The organism is Paracoccus simplex (assembly GCF_042648325.1).
In the GTDB taxonomy this organism is placed as follows: domain Bacteria; phylum Pseudomonadota; class Alphaproteobacteria; order Rhodobacterales; family Rhodobacteraceae; genus Paracoccus; species Paracoccus simplex.
The window spans coordinates 122,298-139,537 of the sequence record NZ_JBHRXE010000037.1 but is presented as its reverse complement, the minus strand read 5'-3'; the positions used below and the strand labels follow the sequence as shown (position 1 = coordinate 139,537).

Sequence of the window (17,240 nt, the reverse complement as noted above, 5' to 3'; positions counted from 1 at the left end):
TTTATGAAATGTAATAACATTACCAATTGGCAAACTGGAAAGGTGCAGGACACATGCCGGGAAAGACGATCAGACATATCGGCGCGCTGCTGGCGGCGGCGCTGCTGCTTGCCGCCGGGCAAGCGGCGGCGCAGGGGAATGCGGGCGGCGATCACGCGCATGACCATGACCATGACCATGGCCACGACCATGCCCACGCGCATGACGATGCGATCGACAAGGGCCATTTCGAGGATGCCCAGATCCGCGCCCGCGCGCTGTCCGACTGGGAGGGCGACTGGCAGTCGGTCTATCCGCTGCTGACGGACGGCACGCTGGGTCCGGTGATGGCCCACAAGGCCGAGCATGGCGGGAAAAGCGCCGAAGACTATCGCGCCTATTACGAGACCGGCTACAAATCCGACGTGGACCGCATCACCATCAAGGGTGACAGCGTGACCTTCCACCGCGGCGGCGAGGCGGTTCGGGGGCGCTATGCCGGCGACGGGCACGAGATCCTGACCTATAAGGCCGGCAATCGCGGCGTGCGCTACGTCTTCAGCAAGGTCGGGGGCGAGGAGGCGGCGCCGCGGTTCATCCAGTTCAGCGATCACGCCATCGCGCCGGTCAAGGCCGGGCATTATCACCTCTACTGGGGGGACGACCGCGCGGCCCTGTTGAAGGAGGTCAGCAACTGGCCGACCTATTATCCTTCGGCGCTGAGCAAGCAGCAGATCGTCGCGGAGATGCTGGCGCATTGACATCGGGACGCAAGGGCGGTCCCGGCGCCGCCCTTATCCCTTGTGGAAATGGTCCAGGATCTTCTGCGCCATGGATTCGCTGATGCCCTCGACCGCGACCAGATCGGCAAGCCCGGCGCGGCTGACCGCCTTGGCGCTGCCGAAATGCTGGAGCAGCGCCCGCTTGCGGGCCGCACCGATGCCCGCGATCTCGTCCAGCGGATTCGTCATCGTGGCCTTGGCCCGCTTGGCGCGGTGGGTGCCGATGGCCCAGCGATGCGCCTCGTCGCGCAGGCGCTGGACGAAATACAGCACCGGGTCGTTCATGCGCAGCGCGAAGGGCCGCTGGCCGTGGCGGTGGAATTCTTCCTTGCCGTGGTCGCGGTCCTCGCCCTTGGCGACGCCGATCATCGGGATGTCCTCGACCCCCATGTCCGCCATGATCTGATGCACCGCCGAGACCTGCCCGGCGCCGCCGTCGATCAGCAAAAGGTCGGGCCAGATGTCGGTCTGGCGGTCTGGATCCTCTTTCAGCAGGCGCGAGAAGCGGCGGGTCAGCACCTCTTTCATCATGCCGAAATCGTCGCCGGGGGTGATCTCGGTGCCCTTGATGTTGAACTTGCGATACTGGCTCTTGATCCAGCCCTCCGGGCCGGCGACGACCATGCCGCCCACGGCATTGGTGCCCTGGATGTGGCTGTTGTCATAGATCTCGATGCGCTGCGGCACGGCGGGCAGGTCGAAGGCCTCGGTCAGCCCCTCCAGCAGCCGCTGCTGCGCGGCGCTTTCCGACATGCGGCGGGCCAGGCTCTCGCGGGCGTTGCGCAGGGCGTTTTCCACCAGCTCGGCCTTTTCGCCGCGCTGCGGGACACCAAGCGCGACCTTGCGCCCGGCCTTTTCCGACAGCGCCTCGGTCATCAGGTCGGGATCCTCGATGCCATGCGACAGCAGGATCAGCCGCGGCGGCACCTTGCCGTCGTAGAACTGCGCCAGGAAGGCCTGCATCACCTCGTCGGCCGATTCCACGCCGTTCAGCCGGGGATAGAAGTCGCGGTTGCCCCAGCTTTGATTGCCGCGGATGAAGAAGACCTGCACGCAGGCCTGCCCGCCCTCCATGTGCAGCGCGATCACGTCGGCTTCGGGCACACCGCGCGGGTTGATGGCCTGCACCGATTGCACGGCGGTCAGCGCCTTGATGCGGTCGCGCAAGGCGGCGGCGCGCTCGTACTCCATCGCCTCGGCAGCCTCGGCCATCTCGCGCGCCAGGTCGGCCTGGATGCGGGTGGTCTTGCCCTGCAGGAACAGTTCGGCATCGGCGACCAGGCCGTTATATTCCTCCAGCCCGATGCGGTCGACGCAGGGCGCGCTGCAGCGCTTGATCTGGTAAAGCAGGCAGGGCCGGGTGCGGCTCGAGAAGGTGGCATCGGTGCAGCTGCGCAGCAGGAACACCCGCTGCAGCTGGTTCAGCGTCCGGTTCACCGCCCCGGCGCTGGCGAAGGGGCCGTAATAGTCGCCCTTTTCCGCCTTGGCGCCGCGATGCTTCTTGATCTGCGCGAAGGGATGCGACTTGGCGACCAGAATATTCGGGAAGGACTTGTCGTCGCGCAACAGCACGTTGTAGCGCGGCTTCAACTGCTTGATCAGGTTCTGTTCCAGCAGCAGCGCCTCGGTCTCGGTGCGCGTGGTCAGGAACATCATCGAGCAGGTCTCGCGGATCATCCGGGCGATGCGCGCCGAATGCCCGCTGCCGCGCGCATAGTTCGAGACCCTGGCCCGGAGGTTCCGCGCCTTGCCGACGTAAAGCACCGCCCCCTGCGCATCCAGCATCCGATAGACCCCCGGCGAGCCGTCGAGCGTCCGCAGATAATCCTGGATCAGCGTCTGGCCAGTCTTTTCCGGCCGCATTTCTGGGGTGGAATCGGTCATGCTGTTAACGAAATGATTCTCGGCCTCGGCTGCAAGTTCCAGTGACGAAGATCAAGCTGAATCCTGTCCACGGAATCTGTGGATAACTCTGTGAATCAGCTTGGGAGCAACACGCGTTCAATAAGCGTTTCTTGGGGTTTCGTCGATCTGATTAAAATTCAGGCAATTCTGCAGGGCGCTGATTTGGAAGGATATTTTTTCTCTGCCATACAATCCACTGAATTTCTTGCCAGAATCGTGAAGGAAGGGTGAAGGCGATCCAAAAGGTGGACAACTTGCCGCGGCGGCAGCCCTTGGCGCCTATTCCACCCCCAGCACGTCGGGCGTGCGCCAGGCCAGATGCTGGCCGCCATCGACGCAGATCAGCTGGCCGGTGACCGAGGGCGCGTCCAGCAGATAGCCCAGGGCGGCGCAGACATCCTCGGGGCCGGCGCCGCGCTGCAGGATGGTGGCGGCGCGCTGGTTGGCGAAATGGCTGTCGGACTGGCGCAGCCCCTGCACGGTCGGGCCGGGGCCGATGGCATTGACGCGGATATCCGGCGCCAGGGCCTGGGCCGTGGTCCGGGTCAGCCACCACAGCCCGGCCTTGGCCACGGAATAGGTCATGAATTCCGGGGTCGGCTTCAGCACCCGTTGGTCGATCATGTTGACGATCAACCCCTGCGCCAGCGGCTCGGCGCTGCTGTGATCGGCCCTGGGGGCCTGGGCGGCGAAGCCTTGGGTCAGGATGAAGGGCGCCTGCAGGTTCGAGCCGATATGCCGGCTCCAGCTTTGCCGGCTGGCGGTGCGGATATTGTCGTATTCGAAGATCGAGGCGTTGTTCACCAGCACCGTCAGCGGTCCCAGTGCGGCCTGGGCGCGCGGCACCAGCGTTTCGGTCTGGTCGGGGTCCAGCAGGTCGGCATGCAGGATCTCGACCCCGACGCCAAGCGCGCGGATCTCGGCGGCGGTGGCCCGGGCCTCCTCGGCCGAGGCGTGGTAATGCAGGGCGATGTCGTGGCCGCGCCGGGCCAGGTAAAGCGCCATGGCCTTGCCCAGCCGGCGGGCGCCGCCGGTGATCAGCGCCGTCACGGCCTTGCGCTCCGGTCCAGGTCCGCGGGCCAGGCGGGAAGCGGGGCGAGATCCTTGGTCATTTATGCGGCAATCCCAGGATGCGGGCGATGATCCGGCGCACGCCCGGCCCGGCGGCCAGCGCCAGCGCCACGATGATGAGCAGGCAGAGAAGCACGGTCTTGATCATCCGCGGCCCGCCCCGAAGCGCGAGAACGCCGCGCGCTCTTCGACCGAGCCCAGCAGCTCATCCGCCGAAAGACCGAAGCGCCGCAGCAGCGGCACGCGCTGGCCATAAGTCAGGAAGCGGATCTTCTCGCCGTAAAGCTCGCGCATCTTCGGCACCAGATGGGCGATGCCGTCGGCCAGCCCCAGTTCGACCGCCTCGCGGCCGGTCCAGATCTCGCCGGTGAACAGGTCCCGATCCTCGGCCAGGCGGTTGCCGCGGCGGGCGCGCACCTGCTCCTTGAAAGCCTCGTGGATCGGACCCAGCAGCCGGTTCAGCCGCTCCACATCCTCGGGCGTCTGGGGGCGGAACGGGTCCAGCATCGACTTCGAGCGGCCGGCGGTATGCACGCGCCGCTCGATGCCGTGGCGGTGGATCAGCTCGACGAAGCCGAAGCCCGAGGAGATCACCCCGATCGAGCCCAGGACCGAGCTGGCATCGGCCCAGATGTGATCGGCGCTGCAGGCCAGCCAGTAGCCGCCCGAGGCCGCCACATCCTCGACGAAGGCGTGAACGGGCACGTCATGCTCCTCGGACAGGCGGCGCAGGCGGGCGCCGATCAGGCTGGACTGCACCGGAGAGCCGCCGGGAGAGTTCAGTGCCAGCGCGACCGCCAGCGGCTTGCGGCGCTTGAAGGCGCGTTCCAGCAGCGGTGCCAGCGCGGCATCGGACAGGCCGGGCCCGCCGCGGCCGGCGACCCCGATGGCGCCTTGCAGGCGCAGGACGGCGACAGTGGCCGGGCGGTTCAGGAAAGGAATTCTCATGGACACCAGATAAGGTTGTGGCGGCGCGGCGGCAAGCGCTCAGCCCCGCGCTTTCAGGAAGTCCAGCACTTCGGCGCGGCCGGGCATGGCGTCGCCGGCGCCGCGGCGGGTCACCTGCAGCGCGGCGGCGGCAGCGGCATGGCGCAGGGCGGTCGGCGGATCCTCGCCGCGCGACAGGCCGGCGGCGAACCAGCCGGCGAAACAGTCGCCGGCGCCGGTGGTGTCCACCGCCTGCACGGCGAAGGCCGGCTGGTGCCAGACCTGGCCGCTGCGCAGATCGCGGAATTCGGCGCCCTCGGCGCCGCGGGTGATCAGCAGCGCCTCGACCGGCAGATCCTCGCCGAAGGCGGCAAAGGTATCGCGGGCCTCGATCGCGTTCACCGCCAGGATCGAAACATGCGGCAGCACGGCGCGCAGCGCCGCGATCTCGAAGGGCGCGGCGGAATAGATCACCCGTGCCCCGGCCCGGCGGGCCAGCGCCGCGGCCTCGGCCTGCAGGTTGGTTTCGTTCTGTATCAGCAGGATGTCGCCGGGGCCCAGACCGGCGCGGCCCGGCAGGTCGGCGGGCAGGGCAAGATTCGCGCCGCCATGCAGGATGATGGAATTCTCGCCTCCGGCCTCGACCAGGATGATGGCATGGCCGGTGGCAATGTCCGCGAGCCGGAGGATGGCCGAGGTCTCGACCCCCGCGGCGGCGAGGCGGTCGAGCACCCAGCCCTCGCCGGCGCCCGTGGCACCCAGATGCACGACTCTGGCCCCGGCCCGTGCCGCTGCAACGGACTGGTTCGCGCCCTTGCCGCCCAGGCCCTGGGTATAGGAGCGGGCGTGCAGCGTCTCGCCGGCGCGCGGCAGGGCCTGCAGACGATAGACATGATCAATGTTGATCGAGCCGAGATTGTAGATCGTCATCTGCCCTCCGACTCCGCCTTTTCACCGTTTTCCAAATACCCATGCGACGCTGGCGGTGCGTCGCGCCATTTTCAGCCTTGGCGCGGCAGCTTGTCCATCCCGGAAAAGAAAAACGCGCCCCGGGGGGCGCGTCTTCGGTTCAGAAAGCGGCGATCACTCCGGCTTGCGCGGATGCTTGATCGGCCACCAGAGCCTCTTGTTGGTCAGATACAGCAGCGCCGCCAGAACGATCAGGAACAGCACCGAGACGAAACCGATCTGCTTGCGGTCCATCATCTTCGGCTCGGCCGTCCACATCAGGAAGGCGGCCACGTCGCGCGACATCTGGTCGACGGTGGCTTCGGTGCCGTCCTCATAGGTGACCTGGCCATCGCTCAACGGCGGCGGCATCTTGATCCAGTTCCCGGGGAAGGCGGCGTTGTGATAGAAGGTGCTGCCCGCCTCCTCCTTGTCCTCGCCGTTATAGCCGGCCAGCACGGCATGGATGTATTCCGGCCCGCCGATGCCGTTGAACAGCTGCGAGATGCCGGTGCCATAGGGCCCGTGGAAGCCGGCGCGCGCCTTGGCCATCAGCGACAGGTCCGGCCCCATGCCCTCGCCCGAGACGGTCGGGAAATGGTCGGTCGGCTCGCGCGGGCGATCCTCGCCGGTTTCCTCGTCGGTGACGTCGAAATTCGCGGCATAGGCGCGGACCTGATCCTCGGGCAGGCCGGGGCCGCCCTCGTCGCCCAGGGTGCGCAGCGGCACATAGCGCAGACCGTGGCAGGCCGAGCAGACCTCGGTATAGACCTGCAGGCCGCGCTGCAGCTGGAACTGGTCGAACTTGCCGAACGGTCCCTCGAAGCTGAACGAGATGTCCTCGATATGCGCGGCGGCATGGCCCTCGGCCGCGGCGGGTGCCTCGGCCGGGGTGGCCTCGGCAGCCGTAGCGGCGGGCTCGGCTTCCGGCGCCTCGGCAGCCGGCTCATCAGCGGCAGGGGCTTCGGCGGCGGGTTCTTCCGCGGCAGGCGCCTCGGTCGCCTCGGCAGCCGGCACTTCGGCGGCTTCCTCGGCCGCGGCTTCCGGCTCGGCCGCAGCTTCCGGTTCGGAGACCGGCTCGGCGGCTGCGGGCTGGGCCTCGGTTTCCGCCGCCGGTTCTTCGGCCGCAGGCTGCTCGGGCGCGGCAGTTTCCTCGGCGGGGGCGGCTTCCGCAGCGGTGTCCTCGGCCGGTTGCGCCTCATCGGCCGCCGGCTGTTCCGCCGCCGGTTCTTCGGTCGCGGTTTCGGGGGCTGCCGCGGCGGCAGGCTTTTCAGCCTCGGGTGCCGCTTCCGCTGCGGCTTCCGGCGCTGCCGTGGCGGTCGGCTGAGCCGAGGTTTCCGCCGCAGCTTCGGGTGCCGCGGCCGCCGGGGCGGCCGGCGTGCCGGTCTGGTAGCTCGAGCCCGCGGGAGCGGTGGTGCCGGGCGCCGTGCTGGCGTCCTGTGCCACCGCGCCGCCTGCCAAGGTAACCGTCAGGGCCGCAACGGCCGTGAGCGATGCGTTTCTCAGGGTCATTGATGCCTCTCCTTACTCGGCAGGATGGGTTGCGGGCCCGTAATGGGCGTTGAAGTCTTCCTCGATGGTCTGCGGCATGGGCAGCGGCTTCTCGATGATGCCGAGCAGCGGCAGGATCACCAGGAAATAGCCGAACCAATAGGCCGCGCCGAACAGCGCGATATAGGGGTAGATGCCCTCGGCCGGCATGGCGCCAACCCACATCAGGACCACGAAATCCACGGCCAGCAGCCAGAACCACCACTTGAACAGCGGCCGGTACTGCCCCGAGCGCACGCGCGAGGTGTCAAGCCACGGCACCAGCGCCATGACCAGGATGGCGCCGAACATGGCGATCACGCCGAAGAACTTGGCGTCGATGATGCGGAAGGACAGCCAGTTCACCAGCTGCACCAGCCAGACATCGGCGGTGAAGGCGCGTAGGATCGCGTAGAAGGGCAGGAAATACCATTCCGGCACGATATGGGCCGGCGTCGCCAGCGGGTTCGCCTCGATATAGTTGTCGGGATGGCCGAGATAGTTCGGCATGAAGCCCACGACGGCGAAGAACACCACCAGCACCACGGCCAGCGCGAACAGGTCCTTGATCACGAAGTAGGGCCAGAAGGGCAGGGTGTCCTTCTGCGCCTCTTCCTTCGAGGCGCGGCGCACCTCGATGCCGGTCGGGTTGTTGTTGCCGCTGGTGTGGAAGGCCCAGATATGGACGATCACCAGCGCGGCGATGACGAAAGGCAGCAGATAGTGCAGCGAGAAGAAGCGGTTCAGCGTGGCATTGTCCACCGCCGGGCCGCCCAGCAGCCAGGTCTGGATCGACTCGCCGATGCCGGGAATGGCGCCGAACAGGCCGGTGATCACCGTGGCGCCCCAGAAGGACATCTGGCCCCAGGGCAGCACGTAGCCCATGAAGGCAGTGCCCATCATCGCCAGGTAGATCAGCATGCCGACGATCCAGGTCACCTCGCGCGGGGCCTTGTAGGAGCCGTAATAGAGGCCGCGGAAGATGTGGATATAGACGGCAAAGAAGAACAGCGAGGCGCCGTTGGCATGCAGGTAGCGCAGCATGTAGCCGCCGTTCACGTCGCGCATGATGTGCTCGACCGAGGCGAAGGCCAGGTCGACATGCGGCGTGTAATGCATGACCAGCACCACGCCGGTCGCGATCTGCAGCACCAGACAGAATGCCAGCACGATGCCCCAGATCCACCACCAGTTCAGGTTCTTGGGGGTGGGGATCATGATGGTGTCGTAGATCAGGCCGACGACGGGGAGGCGGCGATGCAGCCAGCGCTCGAAACCCGTCTTGGGCTCGTAATGGTCGTGGGGAATACCGGCCATGTGCGCCTCCTCAGCCCAGCTTGATGGTGGTTTCGTTGACGAATTCGGCAACGGGGATGTGCAGGTTCTGCGGTGCCGGGCCTTTGCGGATGCGGCCGGCCGTATCGTAGTGCGAACCGTGGCAGGGGCAGAACCAGCCGCCGAAATCGCCGGCGCCGTCGCCGATCGGCACGCAGCCCAGATGGGTGCAGACGCCGATCATCACCAGCCATTCGCCGGCCTCGTCGAGCGCGCGGTTCTGGTCGGTCGCCGGCTCGCCGGGCTTGTTGGCATTCTCGGCATTCTGGTCGATCAGGTCGCCCAGTTGCACCTCGCGGCCCTTCTGGATCTCTTCCTCGGTGCGGCGGCGGATGAACACGGGCTTGCCGAGCCATTTCACCGTCAGCTGGGTGCCGGTCTCGACGCCGCTGACATCGACCTGGATCGAGGCAAGCGCCTGGACATCGGCCGAGGGGTTCATCTGGTTGACAAGGGTCCAGGTCGCGGCTCCGGCCGCAACGGCGCCGGCACCGGCGGTCGCGAAGTAGAGGAAGTCCCTCCGGGTGCCGTGGTCACCTGCGTGTTCGTCTGCGTGGGACACGGGTTTTGATCTCCATTTATGCCCCGAAACCGGGGCGATACGACGGAACGGGCCGTGCATCGCACAGCCCTCGCATGGGCGGTTCTAGCGATCAAATTCCTGTCAGTCCAGCCGGGCCGGCGGGGGCCCGGGCCGCAAAACGCCGCGAGTGTGGGATTTTAGCTGCGCGCTGCCGAAGCGCTCTGCGGCTGTTTGCGCTAAAGCAGCCCCTCGCTGCGGAAGCTCAGTTCGCGGGCCTTGCCGATGATCAGATGGTCGTGAACGGCGATTCCCATCACCTCGGCCGCGGCGGCGATGCGGCCGGTCATGGCGATGTCGGCCTGCGAGGGCGTCGGATCGCCCGAGGGATGGTTGTGGACCAGAATCAGCGCGCTGGCATTCAGCTCCAGCGCCCGGCGCATGATCTCGCACGGATAGACCGGGACATGGTCGACGGTGCCGCGCGCCTGTTCCTCGTCCGCGATCAGCACGTTCTTGCGGTCCAGGTACAGGACGCGGAACTGCTCGATCTCGCGATGCGCCATGGCGGTGTGACAATAGTCCAGCAGCGCGTCCCAGCTGGTCAGCACCGGGCGGTGCATGACGCGCGAGCGCGCCAGGCGCTGCGCCGCCGCCTCGACGATCTTCAGCTCCTGCATCACCGCCTGGCCGACGCCCGAGACCTCGGCCAGCCGCGCGGGTGGGGCCGAGAGCACCCGGTTGAAATCGCCGAACCGGTCGAGCAGCAGCCGCGCCAGCGGCTTCACGTCCTGGCGGGGTATGGCGCGGAACAGCACCAGTTCCAGCAATTCGTAATCCGGCATCGCCCCGGCCCCGCCCTGCATGAAGCGGTCGCGCAGCCGGGCGCGGTGATCGGCGATATAGCTGGGCGGGCGGCTGCCGGGTGCCAGGGCGATGCCTCCGGCAAGCGGCGTCTCGTCCGCCGCAGCGGCAGGGGCGGCGGCGGAAAACAGCGGCAGCGGTGCTTCGTGAAAGGCGCGATTCGGGTCCATGACCGGCAGCCTGCCACGGCAGGGGTAAAGGCCGGGTTAACGCGCGCGATCCCGGCTCCCAGGTCCTTCTCTGTTTTCCAAATACCCAAAGCCCAAGCCGGCCGCGGGTGCCGGCCTGGCCGGTTCAGCCCTTCATCTCGTCCCAGAAGCCCTTGATCTTCTGGAAGAACCCCTGGGTCTGCGGGTTGTTGTCGGCCTTGATCGCCTCGAATTCGCGCAGCAGATCCCTTTGCCGCGCGGTCAGGTTCACCGGCGTTTCGACCACCAGCTCGATCAGCATGTCGCCCGATTCGCCGTTCAGCCCCGGGCCGTGGCGCAGCGGCGGCATGCCCTTGCCGCGCAGGCGCAATTGCTTGCCGCTCTGCGTGCCGGCCGGCACCTTGACGCGCGAGCGGCCGCCGTCGATGTTCGGCACCTCGATCTCGCCGCCCAGGGCGGCGGTGGCCATGCTGACCGGCACCTGGCAGGCCAGCATCCGGCCGTCGCGGATGAAGATCGGGTGTTCCTTGACCTCGATGAAGATATAGAGATCGCCCGCCGGGCCGCCGCGCATCCCGGCCTCGCCCTCGCCGGCCAGGCGGATGCGGGTGCCGGTCTCGACGCCCGCGGGGATGTTCACCGACAGGGTGCGTTCCTTCTGGACGCGGCCGGCGCCGCGGCATTCCTGACAGGGATTCTTGACGATCTGGCCCTGGCCGTTGCAGGTCGGGCAGGTGCGCTCGACGGTGAAGAAGCCCTGGGTGGCCCGGACCTTGCCCATGCCCGAGCAGGTGGGGCAGGTGGCGGGCTCGACCGCGCCCTCGGCGCCGGTGCCGCTGCAGGCCTCGCAGGCGACCGAGCCGGGCACGTTGATGGTCTTCTGCACGCCGTTATAGGCTTCTTCCAGCGAGACGCGCAGGTTGTAGCGCAAGTCCTGGCCGCGGCTGGAGCGCGCGCGCCCGCCGGCGCCGGGCCGGCGTCCCATCATGTCGCCGAACAGATCCTCGAACACATCGGCGAAGGCCGAGCCGAAATCGCCATGGCCGTTGCCCCGGTGGAAGCCGCCGCCGCCATTCTCGAAGGCGGCATGGCCGAAACGGTCATAAGCGGCCTTCTTCTGGTCGTCCTTCAGGCAGTCATAGGCTTCGTTCACTTCCTTGAACGCCGCCTCCGAGACCTTGCAATCCTTGTTGCGGTCGGGGTGCAACTGCTTTGCCTTGGTGCGGTAGGCCTTCTTGATCTCGTCGGCCGAGGCGCCCCGCTGAACGCCCAGCACCTCGTAGTAATCACGTTTCGCCATGTCGATCGCGTCCGGGGTCTTTCAAGACAGGACCGGCCCGTGCGGGTCTGCAGCGGGCCGGCCGGTTGGGTCACATCGCGCTTACTTGCGCTTGCCTTCGCCGAGATCCTCGAAATCGGCATCGACGATCTCGTCATCCACGTCGCGCGGGCCGGGCTCGCCATCGGCATCGCCCGCGCCGGCCTCGGCCTGGCTGGCCTTGTAGATGGCCTCGCCCAGTTTCATCGAGGCGTCCATCAGGTTCTGGATGCCGCCCTTGATCTTGCCGGCATCCTCGGACTTGACGGCCTCTTCCAGCGCGCCGATCGCCAGTTCGATCGCCTCGACGGTCGAACCGTCCACCTTGTCGCCATGTTCTTCCAGCGACTTCTTGGTGGTGTGGATCAGGCTTTCGGCCTGGTTCTTGGCCTCGACCAGCTCCTTGCGCTTCTTGTCGGCCTCGGCATTGGCCTCGGCGTCCTTGACCATCTGGTTGATCTCGTCATCCGACAGCCCGCCCGAGGCCTGGATGGTGATCTTCTGCTCCTTGCCGGTGCCCTTGTCCTTGGCGGAAACCGACACGATGCCGTTGGCGTCGATGTCGAAGGTCACCTCGATCTGCGGCATGCCGCGCGGCGCCGGCGGGATGTTTTCCAGGTTGAACTGGCCCAGCAGCTTGTTGTCGGCGGCCATCTCGCGCTCGCCCTGGAACACGCGGATGGTCACCGCGTTCTGGTTGTCCTCGGCGGTCGAGAAGATCTGCGACTTCTTGGTCGGGATGGTGGTGTTGCGGTCGATCAGACGGGTGAAGACGCCGCCCAGGGTCTCGATGCCCAGGGACAGCGGCGTCACGTCGAGCAGGACCACGTCCTTGACGTCGCCTTGCAGCACGCCGGCCTGGATGGCGGCGCCAAGCGCCACGACCTCGTCCGGGTTCACGCCCTTGTGCGGTTCCTTGCCGAAGAAGCTGGTCACTTCCTCGACCACCTTCGGCATCCGGGTCATGCCGCCGACCAGAACGATCTCGTCGATGTCGCCCTTGGACATGCCGGCATCCTTCAGCGCGTCCTGGACCGGCTTCATGGTGCGCTTGATCAGGTCGCCGACCAGGCTTTCCAGCTTGGCGCGGGTCAGCTTCATGACCATGTGCAGCGGCGTGCCCGAGTCCTTGTCCATCGAGATGAACGGCTGGTTGATCTCGGTCTGGCTGGAGCTGGACAGCTCGATCTTGGCCTTCTCGGCGGCTTCCTTGAGCCGCTGCAGCGCCATCTTGTCCTTGGTCAGGTCGACGCCATGCTCTTTCTTGAACTCGTCGGCCAGGTAGTTGACGATGCGCATGTCGAAATCTTCACCGCCCAGGAACGTGTCCCCGTTGGTGGACTTCACCTCGAACAGGCCGTCGTCGATTTCCAGGATGGTGATGTCGAAGGTGCCGCCGCCGAGGTCATAGACCGCGATGGTCTTGCTGTCCTTCTTGTCGAGGCCATAGGCCAGCGCGGCCGCGGTCGGCTCGTTGATGATGCGCAGCACTTCCAGGCCGGCGATCTTGCCGGCGTCCTTGGTGGCCTGACGCTGGGCGTCGTTGAAATAGGCGGGCACCGTGATCACGGCCTGCGTCACCGGCTCGCCCAGATAGGATTCGGCGGTTTCCTTCATCTTCTGCAGGATGAAGGCGGAAATCTGGCTGGGGGAGTATTTCTCGCCCCGCACCTCGACCCAGGCGTCGCCATTGCCGCCGTCGACGATGGTATAGGGGACCAGCTTCTTGTCCTTCTCCACCTCGGCATCGGTGGTGCGGCGGCCGATCAGGCGCTTGACGGCGAAGACGGTGTTCGAGGGGTTGGTCACCGCCTGGCGCTTGGCGGGCTGGCCCACCAGCCGCTCGCTGTCGGTGAAGCCGACGATCGAAGGCGTGGTGCGGGCGCCTTCCGAGTTCTCGATGACCTTGGGCTGGCTGCCGTCCATGATGGCGACGCAGCTGTTGGTGGTTCCGAGGTCGATGCCGATGACTTTGGACATGCAATAACCTTTCTTGCGGCGATATTCTGGGCCTTGGGTCCTCAAGCGGCCCCCGAAAACCCGATCCCTGGATTGACCGAAGGGAACCGTGTCCGGGGCCCTCCGAGCTTCATGGGCCTATATAGGAAGGGGTCTGGCGGGCTGCAAGCTGAGCCGAGGGCAGAAAACATGCCCTTGTCGCAGGCGGAAGGGCCGGCGCTTTTGCGGCGGCGGCGGTCGGGCGGAAACCGGCCTCATCGTCCGGCCGACCAGCTGATCGACACCGCCTTGCGGGTGACGAATTCCGCCATCAACCCGATCATCAGCAGCGCCAGCGTGGCATAGACCGGGTATTCCAGCGACGAGTTGCGCGGCGAGTAGTTGATGAAGGCGAAGCCGCGGGTCTGGTCGATGATATGGAACAGCGGGTTCCAGGCAAACAGGTGCAGCATGAAGGAAGGCATGGTGTTGGCGACGAACATCTTGCCCGAGAACACCATGTTGATGCGCTGGTAGAACTGCGTCAGCACCGTCGCCCCCTGCGGCCACCAGGGCCGCAGCGACAGGAAGATCAGCCCGATGCAGCAGCCCGAGAACCACGCCATCAGCAGCATGGCGTAGCAGGCCAGCGGCTTGTCGATATGCACCGGCTCGACCAGGTAGTTATAGGCCGTCAGCACCACCAGCGCCGAGAAGGTTTGCTTGTAGAGCGAGGCCAGCGCCGCGGCCGAGATCAGCACCGCCGTGTTCATCGGCCCGTGCTTCATCATCTGGTTGCTGGGACTGCCGGCATTCGACACCGCGCCGATGGCCTGGGAATGGGCCATGAACATGAAGATGCCGGTCATGATATAGACGATGAAATCGCCGCGAATCGGCGATTTGCGCACCCCGATGATGGTGAACATCAGCCAGAAGCCGGCGATCATCGCCATGGACTGCGCCACGGTCATCACCAGCCCGACCACGGCATTGCGCTGGCCCTTGCGCAGGTTGTTGACCGTGACGTGGTAGATCAGCGACAGCGTGGTGAACGCGGCCTCGACCATGTTGCGGTTGCGGCGCTGGGTGAACATGCTCGGCGGGGTCTTTCCGTTGCGACATGCGGGGCGCTTGCCCTGCGCGGTTCCCGGCATCATAAGGAACGGAACCGCCGGGTTCAATCGGCGCCGCAATCCCGTGGGTTCGGGATGGAAAGGAAAAACCATGCAATTCGATCAATTGATCGCCGAGATGCGTCGCCTGGCCCTGCAGGCCGGGGACGAGATCATGAAGATCTATGGTGCCGAGGATTTCGAGGTGCGGGCGAAATCCGACGCCTCGCCGGTAACCGAGGCCGACGAGGCCGCCGATGCGCTGATCTCGGCCGGGCTGCGCGCCGCCTTCCCCGAGATCCCGCTGGTGACCGAGGAGCAGGCCGCCACCCATGGCCAGAGCCTCTCCACCTTCCTGATCGTCGATCCGCTGGACGGCACCAAGGAATTCGTGCAGCGCCGCGGCGATTTCACCGTCAACATCGCCTATGTCCAGGACGGCGTGCCGCGCCTTGGCGTGGTCTATGCCCCGGCCAAGGGCCGGCTGTTCTATACCAATGCCGAGGGCGGCTCGGTCGAGGAGAAGGGCCCCTTCGGCGAAAAGCCGGGCGAGGTCACGCCCATCGGCGTCAATTCCATGCCCGACAACCGGGCGCTGATGGTCGTCGCCTCGAAATCGCATCGCGATGCGGCAACCGATGACTATATCGCCCGCTACGGGGTGCGCGACATGACCTCGGCCGGCAGCTCGCTGAAGTTCTGCCTGGTGGCGACGGGCGAGGCCGATCTTTACCCGCGCCTCGGCCGCACCATGGAATGGGACACCGCCGCCGGCGATGCCGTGCTGCGTGGCGCGGGTGGCGAGGTGGTGCGCTTCGATGACCACACGGCGCTGAAATACGGCAAGCCCGGTTTCGAGAACCCGTTCTTCATCGCCTTCGCCCCCGGCGTGCTGCTGGTCAAGGACTGATCCCATGTCGGTCGTCATCGTCATTCCCGCCCGCCACGCCTCGACGCGCTATCCCGGCAAGCCGCTGGTCGAGCTGCGCGGCGCCACGGGCGAGGGGCTGAGCCTGATCCGCCGCAGCTGGGCGGCGGCGCGCGCCGTCCAAGGCATCGACCGGGTGATCGTCGCCACCGATGACGAGCGCATCCGCGCCCATGCCGAGGGTTTCGGGGCCGAGGTCGCCATGACCTCGACCGCGGCCCGCAACGGCACCGAACGCTGCGCCGAGGCGGTGGCGAAGCTGGGCCTGACGCATGAGATCGTGGTGAACCTGCAGGGCGACGCGCCGCTGACGCCCGCCTGGTTCGTCGAGGAGCTGGTCGCCGGTCTGCGCGCCGATCCGGGCGCCGATGTGGCGACGCCGGTGCTGCGTTGCTCGGGCGCCATGCGCTCGGACCTGATCGCCGACCGGGTGGCGGGCAGGGTCGGCGGCACCACTGCGGTCTTCGGCCATGATCGGCGGGCGCTGTATTTCTCCAAGGAAGTGATCCCCTATGCCGGCGCGGATTTCGCGCCGAACCAGCCGACGCCGGTGTTCCACCATGTCGGCGTCTATGCCTATCGCCCCGAGGCGCTGGCCGAGTATCCCGGCTGGGACGAGGGACGGCTGGAGGCGCTGGAGGGCCTGGAACAGCTCCGCTTCCTTGAACGCGGTCGCCGCATCCTCTGCGTCGAGGTCGAGGCGCGGGGCCGCGAGTTCTGGGAGCTGAACAACCCCTCGGACGTGCCCAAGCTGGAAGCGATGATGAGCCGGATGGGCCTTGCCTGAGGCGCGGCGGCGGAGTTTTTCCGGCAGCGCGCGGCTGTCACATTTCCGCGCAGAGGGCGTCCTATTCTGGGCGCGGGAAGAAAATTGCCTAGACCTGAAAGGGGAATAAGCAGAAAATCGCTGCAAACCGCCAAAAACTGAATCGCTTTAGTAATTTATGGAACGGCCGCGCCTGCTATGCGCTTGTTGCGGAAGCGTCGACAAAGAGGGATAAGCACCCTGCAGGAGGCGCAGAAATCAGGAGACATGATTCATGAATCGCAAAGTCACCAAGGCCATCTTCCCCGTAGCTGGCCTCGGCACCCGCTTTCTTCCCGCCACGAAAAGTATTCCCAAGGAAATCATGACCTTGGTGGATCGGCCGCTGATCCAATACGCCATCGACGAGGCGCGTGCGGCGGGTATCGAGGAATTCATCTTCGTCACTTCGCGCGGCAAGGGGGCGCTCGAGGATTATTTCGACCATGCCCATGAGCTCGAATCGAGCCTGAAGAAATCCGGCAAGAACGAGCTTCTGGACGTGCTGCGCGGCACCAACATGGATTCGGGTGCCATCGCCTATGTGCGTCAGCACAAGGCTTTGGGGCTTGGCCACGCGGTCTGGTGCGCCCGCCGGCTGCTGGGCAACGAGCCCGTCGCGGTGATCCTGACCGACGACGTGATCATGGGCGAGCCGCCCTGCCTGCAACAGATGGTCGAGGCCTACAAGGAAACCGGCGGCACCATGGTCGCGACCATGGAAGTGCCGACCGAGAAGACCAAGGCTTACGGCGTGCTCGACGTGGCCGAGGACATGGGCGCCATCGTCCGCGCCAAGGGCATGGTCGAGAAACCCAAGGAAAACCCGCCCTCGAACCTTGCCGTGATCGGCCGCTATATCCTGGCGCCGACCGTCATGGACAACCTCAACAAGCTCAAGCAGGGCGCCGGCGGCGAGATCCAGCTGACCGACGCCATCGCCGACGAGATCGAGGAAGGCCGCGACGTCTATGGCCTGCGCTTCCGCGGCCAGCGTTTCGACTGCGGCTCCAAGGCCGGTTTCCTGCAGGCGACCGTGGCCTTCGGCCTGGCGCGCGACGATCTCAAGGACGAGTTCGCGGATTACCTCTCCGACGTCATGGCGATGCGGAAGGCTGCGGAATAA

General features: G+C 66.4%; 15 protein-coding genes. 4 read left to right on the top strand and 11 right to left on the bottom strand.

Annotation, left to right across the window (positions count from 1 at the left end; genetic code table 11):
- The first annotated feature begins 53 nt into the window (after nt 1-53).
- Complete coding sequence (locus tag ACFOMP_RS13440; RefSeq protein ID WP_379031373.1) at nt 54-740, top strand: ZinT family metal-binding protein; 687 nt, start codon at nt 54-56, stop codon at nt 738-740.
- 33 nt (nt 741-773) lie between these two features.
- On the opposite strand, the gene uvrC is transcribed toward ACFOMP_RS13440, so the two are convergent.
- The 11 genes from uvrC to ACFOMP_RS13385 all read right to left on the bottom strand — a co-directional run bounded on the left by uvrC (nt 774) and on the right by ACFOMP_RS13385 (nt 14,363).
- Nucleotides 774-2,645, bottom strand: coding sequence for an excinuclease ABC subunit UvrC (uvrC, locus tag ACFOMP_RS13435; protein ID WP_379031370.1), 1,872 nt, complete (start codon nt 2,643-2,645; stop codon nt 774-776).
- A gap of 300 nt (nt 2,646-2,945) precedes the next feature.
- Complete coding sequence (locus tag ACFOMP_RS13430) at nt 2,946-3,716, bottom strand: SDR family oxidoreductase (protein WP_379031367.1); 771 nt, start codon at nt 3,714-3,716, stop codon at nt 2,946-2,948.
- Nucleotides 3,717-3,881: 165 nt separating this feature from the next.
- On the bottom strand, nt 3,882-4,685 hold the full coding sequence (locus ACFOMP_RS13425; protein ID WP_379031364.1) for a S49 family peptidase: 804 nt from the start codon (nt 4,683-4,685) through the stop codon (nt 3,882-3,884).
- 39 nt (nt 4,686-4,724) lie between these two features.
- Nucleotides 4,725-5,594: a PfkB family carbohydrate kinase gene (locus tag ACFOMP_RS13420; RefSeq protein WP_379031361.1), complete on the bottom strand. Its 870-nt coding sequence runs from the start codon at nt 5,592-5,594 to the stop codon at nt 4,725-4,727.
- 153 nt (nt 5,595-5,747) lie between these two features.
- The gene (locus tag ACFOMP_RS13415) at nt 5,748-7,124 is read right to left on the bottom strand and encodes a cytochrome c1 (RefSeq protein ID WP_379031358.1); all 1,377 of its coding nucleotides are present in this window, start codon (nt 7,122-7,124) and stop codon (nt 5,748-5,750) included.
- A 12-nt stretch (nt 7,125-7,136) separates the two neighbouring features.
- Complete coding sequence (gene petB / locus ACFOMP_RS13410) at nt 7,137-8,459, bottom strand: cytochrome b (RefSeq protein ID WP_019352398.1); 1,323 nt, start codon at nt 8,457-8,459, stop codon at nt 7,137-7,139.
- A 10-nt stretch (nt 8,460-8,469) separates the two neighbouring features.
- Complete coding sequence (petA, locus tag ACFOMP_RS13405; RefSeq protein ID WP_289893049.1) at nt 8,470-9,039, bottom strand: ubiquinol-cytochrome c reductase iron-sulfur subunit; 570 nt, start codon at nt 9,037-9,039, stop codon at nt 8,470-8,472.
- Nucleotides 9,040-9,236: 197 nt separating this feature from the next.
- Nucleotides 9,237-10,031, bottom strand: coding sequence for a RadC family protein (gene radC / locus ACFOMP_RS13400; RefSeq protein WP_379031353.1), 795 nt, complete (start codon nt 10,029-10,031; stop codon nt 9,237-9,239).
- 124 nt (nt 10,032-10,155) lie between these two features.
- Nucleotides 10,156-11,310, bottom strand: coding sequence for a molecular chaperone DnaJ (dnaJ, locus tag ACFOMP_RS13395; protein WP_379031350.1), 1,155 nt, complete (start codon nt 11,308-11,310; stop codon nt 10,156-10,158).
- Between the two features lie 81 nt (nt 11,311-11,391).
- Complete coding sequence (gene dnaK / locus ACFOMP_RS13390) at nt 11,392-13,308, bottom strand: molecular chaperone DnaK (protein ID WP_289893052.1); 1,917 nt, start codon at nt 13,306-13,308, stop codon at nt 11,392-11,394.
- A 233-nt stretch (nt 13,309-13,541) separates the two neighbouring features.
- Complete coding sequence (locus tag ACFOMP_RS13385; protein WP_289893054.1) at nt 13,542-14,363, bottom strand: ABC transporter permease; 822 nt, start codon at nt 14,361-14,363, stop codon at nt 13,542-13,544.
- 130 nt (nt 14,364-14,493) lie between these two features.
- Between ACFOMP_RS13385 and cysQ the strand changes: the two genes are divergently transcribed.
- From cysQ to ACFOMP_RS13370, 3 genes are all read left to right on the top strand, one after another.
- Nucleotides 14,494-15,291: a 3'(2'),5'-bisphosphate nucleotidase CysQ gene (gene cysQ / locus ACFOMP_RS13380; protein ID WP_289893055.1), complete on the top strand. Its 798-nt coding sequence runs from the start codon at nt 14,494-14,496 to the stop codon at nt 15,289-15,291.
- Between the two features lie 4 nt (nt 15,292-15,295).
- The gene (locus tag ACFOMP_RS13375) at nt 15,296-16,096 is read left to right on the top strand and encodes a 3-deoxy-manno-octulosonate cytidylyltransferase (protein WP_289893056.1); all 801 of its coding nucleotides are present in this window, start codon (nt 15,296-15,298) and stop codon (nt 16,094-16,096) included.
- Nucleotides 16,097-16,349: 253 nt separating this feature from the next.
- On the top strand, nt 16,350-17,240 hold the full coding sequence (locus ACFOMP_RS13370; RefSeq protein ID WP_019352815.1) for a UTP--glucose-1-phosphate uridylyltransferase: 891 nt from the start codon (nt 16,350-16,352) through the stop codon (nt 17,238-17,240).

What these genes read in the sequence shown, in the direction of transcription:
- ACFOMP_RS13420 (WP_379031361.1), bottom strand. Translation starts at nt 5,594, where the DNA reads ATGACGATCTACAATCTCGGCTCGATCAACATTGATCATGTCTATCGT.
- radC (WP_379031353.1), bottom strand. Translation starts at nt 10,031, where the DNA reads ATGGACCCGAATCGCGCCTTTCACGAAGCACCGCTGCCGCTGTTTTCC.
- cysQ (WP_289893055.1), top strand. Translation starts at nt 14,494, where the DNA reads ATGCAATTCGATCAATTGATCGCCGAGATGCGTCGCCTGGCCCTGCAG.
- ACFOMP_RS13370 (WP_019352815.1), top strand. Translation starts at nt 16,350, where the DNA reads ATGAATCGCAAAGTCACCAAGGCCATCTTCCCCGTAGCTGGCCTCGGC.
- dnaJ (WP_379031350.1), bottom strand. Translation starts at nt 11,310, where the DNA reads ATGGCGAAACGTGATTACTACGAGGTGCTGGGCGTTCAGCGGGGCGCC.
- ACFOMP_RS13440 (WP_379031373.1), top strand. Translation starts at nt 54, where the DNA reads ATGCCGGGAAAGACGATCAGACATATCGGCGCGCTGCTGGCGGCGGCG.
- ACFOMP_RS13425 (WP_379031364.1), bottom strand. Translation starts at nt 4,685, where the DNA reads ATGAGAATTCCTTTCCTGAACCGCCCGGCCACTGTCGCCGTCCTGCGC.
- dnaK (WP_289893052.1), bottom strand. Translation starts at nt 13,308, where the DNA reads ATGTCCAAAGTCATCGGCATCGACCTCGGAACCACCAACAGCTGCGTC.
- petB (WP_019352398.1), bottom strand. Translation starts at nt 8,459, where the DNA reads ATGGCCGGTATTCCCCACGACCATTACGAGCCCAAGACGGGTTTCGAG.
- ACFOMP_RS13375 (WP_289893056.1), top strand. Translation starts at nt 15,296, where the DNA reads ATGTCGGTCGTCATCGTCATTCCCGCCCGCCACGCCTCGACGCGCTAT.
- ACFOMP_RS13385 (WP_289893054.1), bottom strand. Translation starts at nt 14,363, where the DNA reads ATGTTCACCCAGCGCCGCAACCGCAACATGGTCGAGGCCGCGTTCACC.
- ACFOMP_RS13415 (WP_379031358.1), bottom strand. Translation starts at nt 7,124, where the DNA reads ATGACCCTGAGAAACGCATCGCTCACGGCCGTTGCGGCCCTGACGGTT.
- uvrC (WP_379031370.1), bottom strand. Translation starts at nt 2,645, where the DNA reads ATGACCGATTCCACCCCAGAAATGCGGCCGGAAAAGACTGGCCAGACG.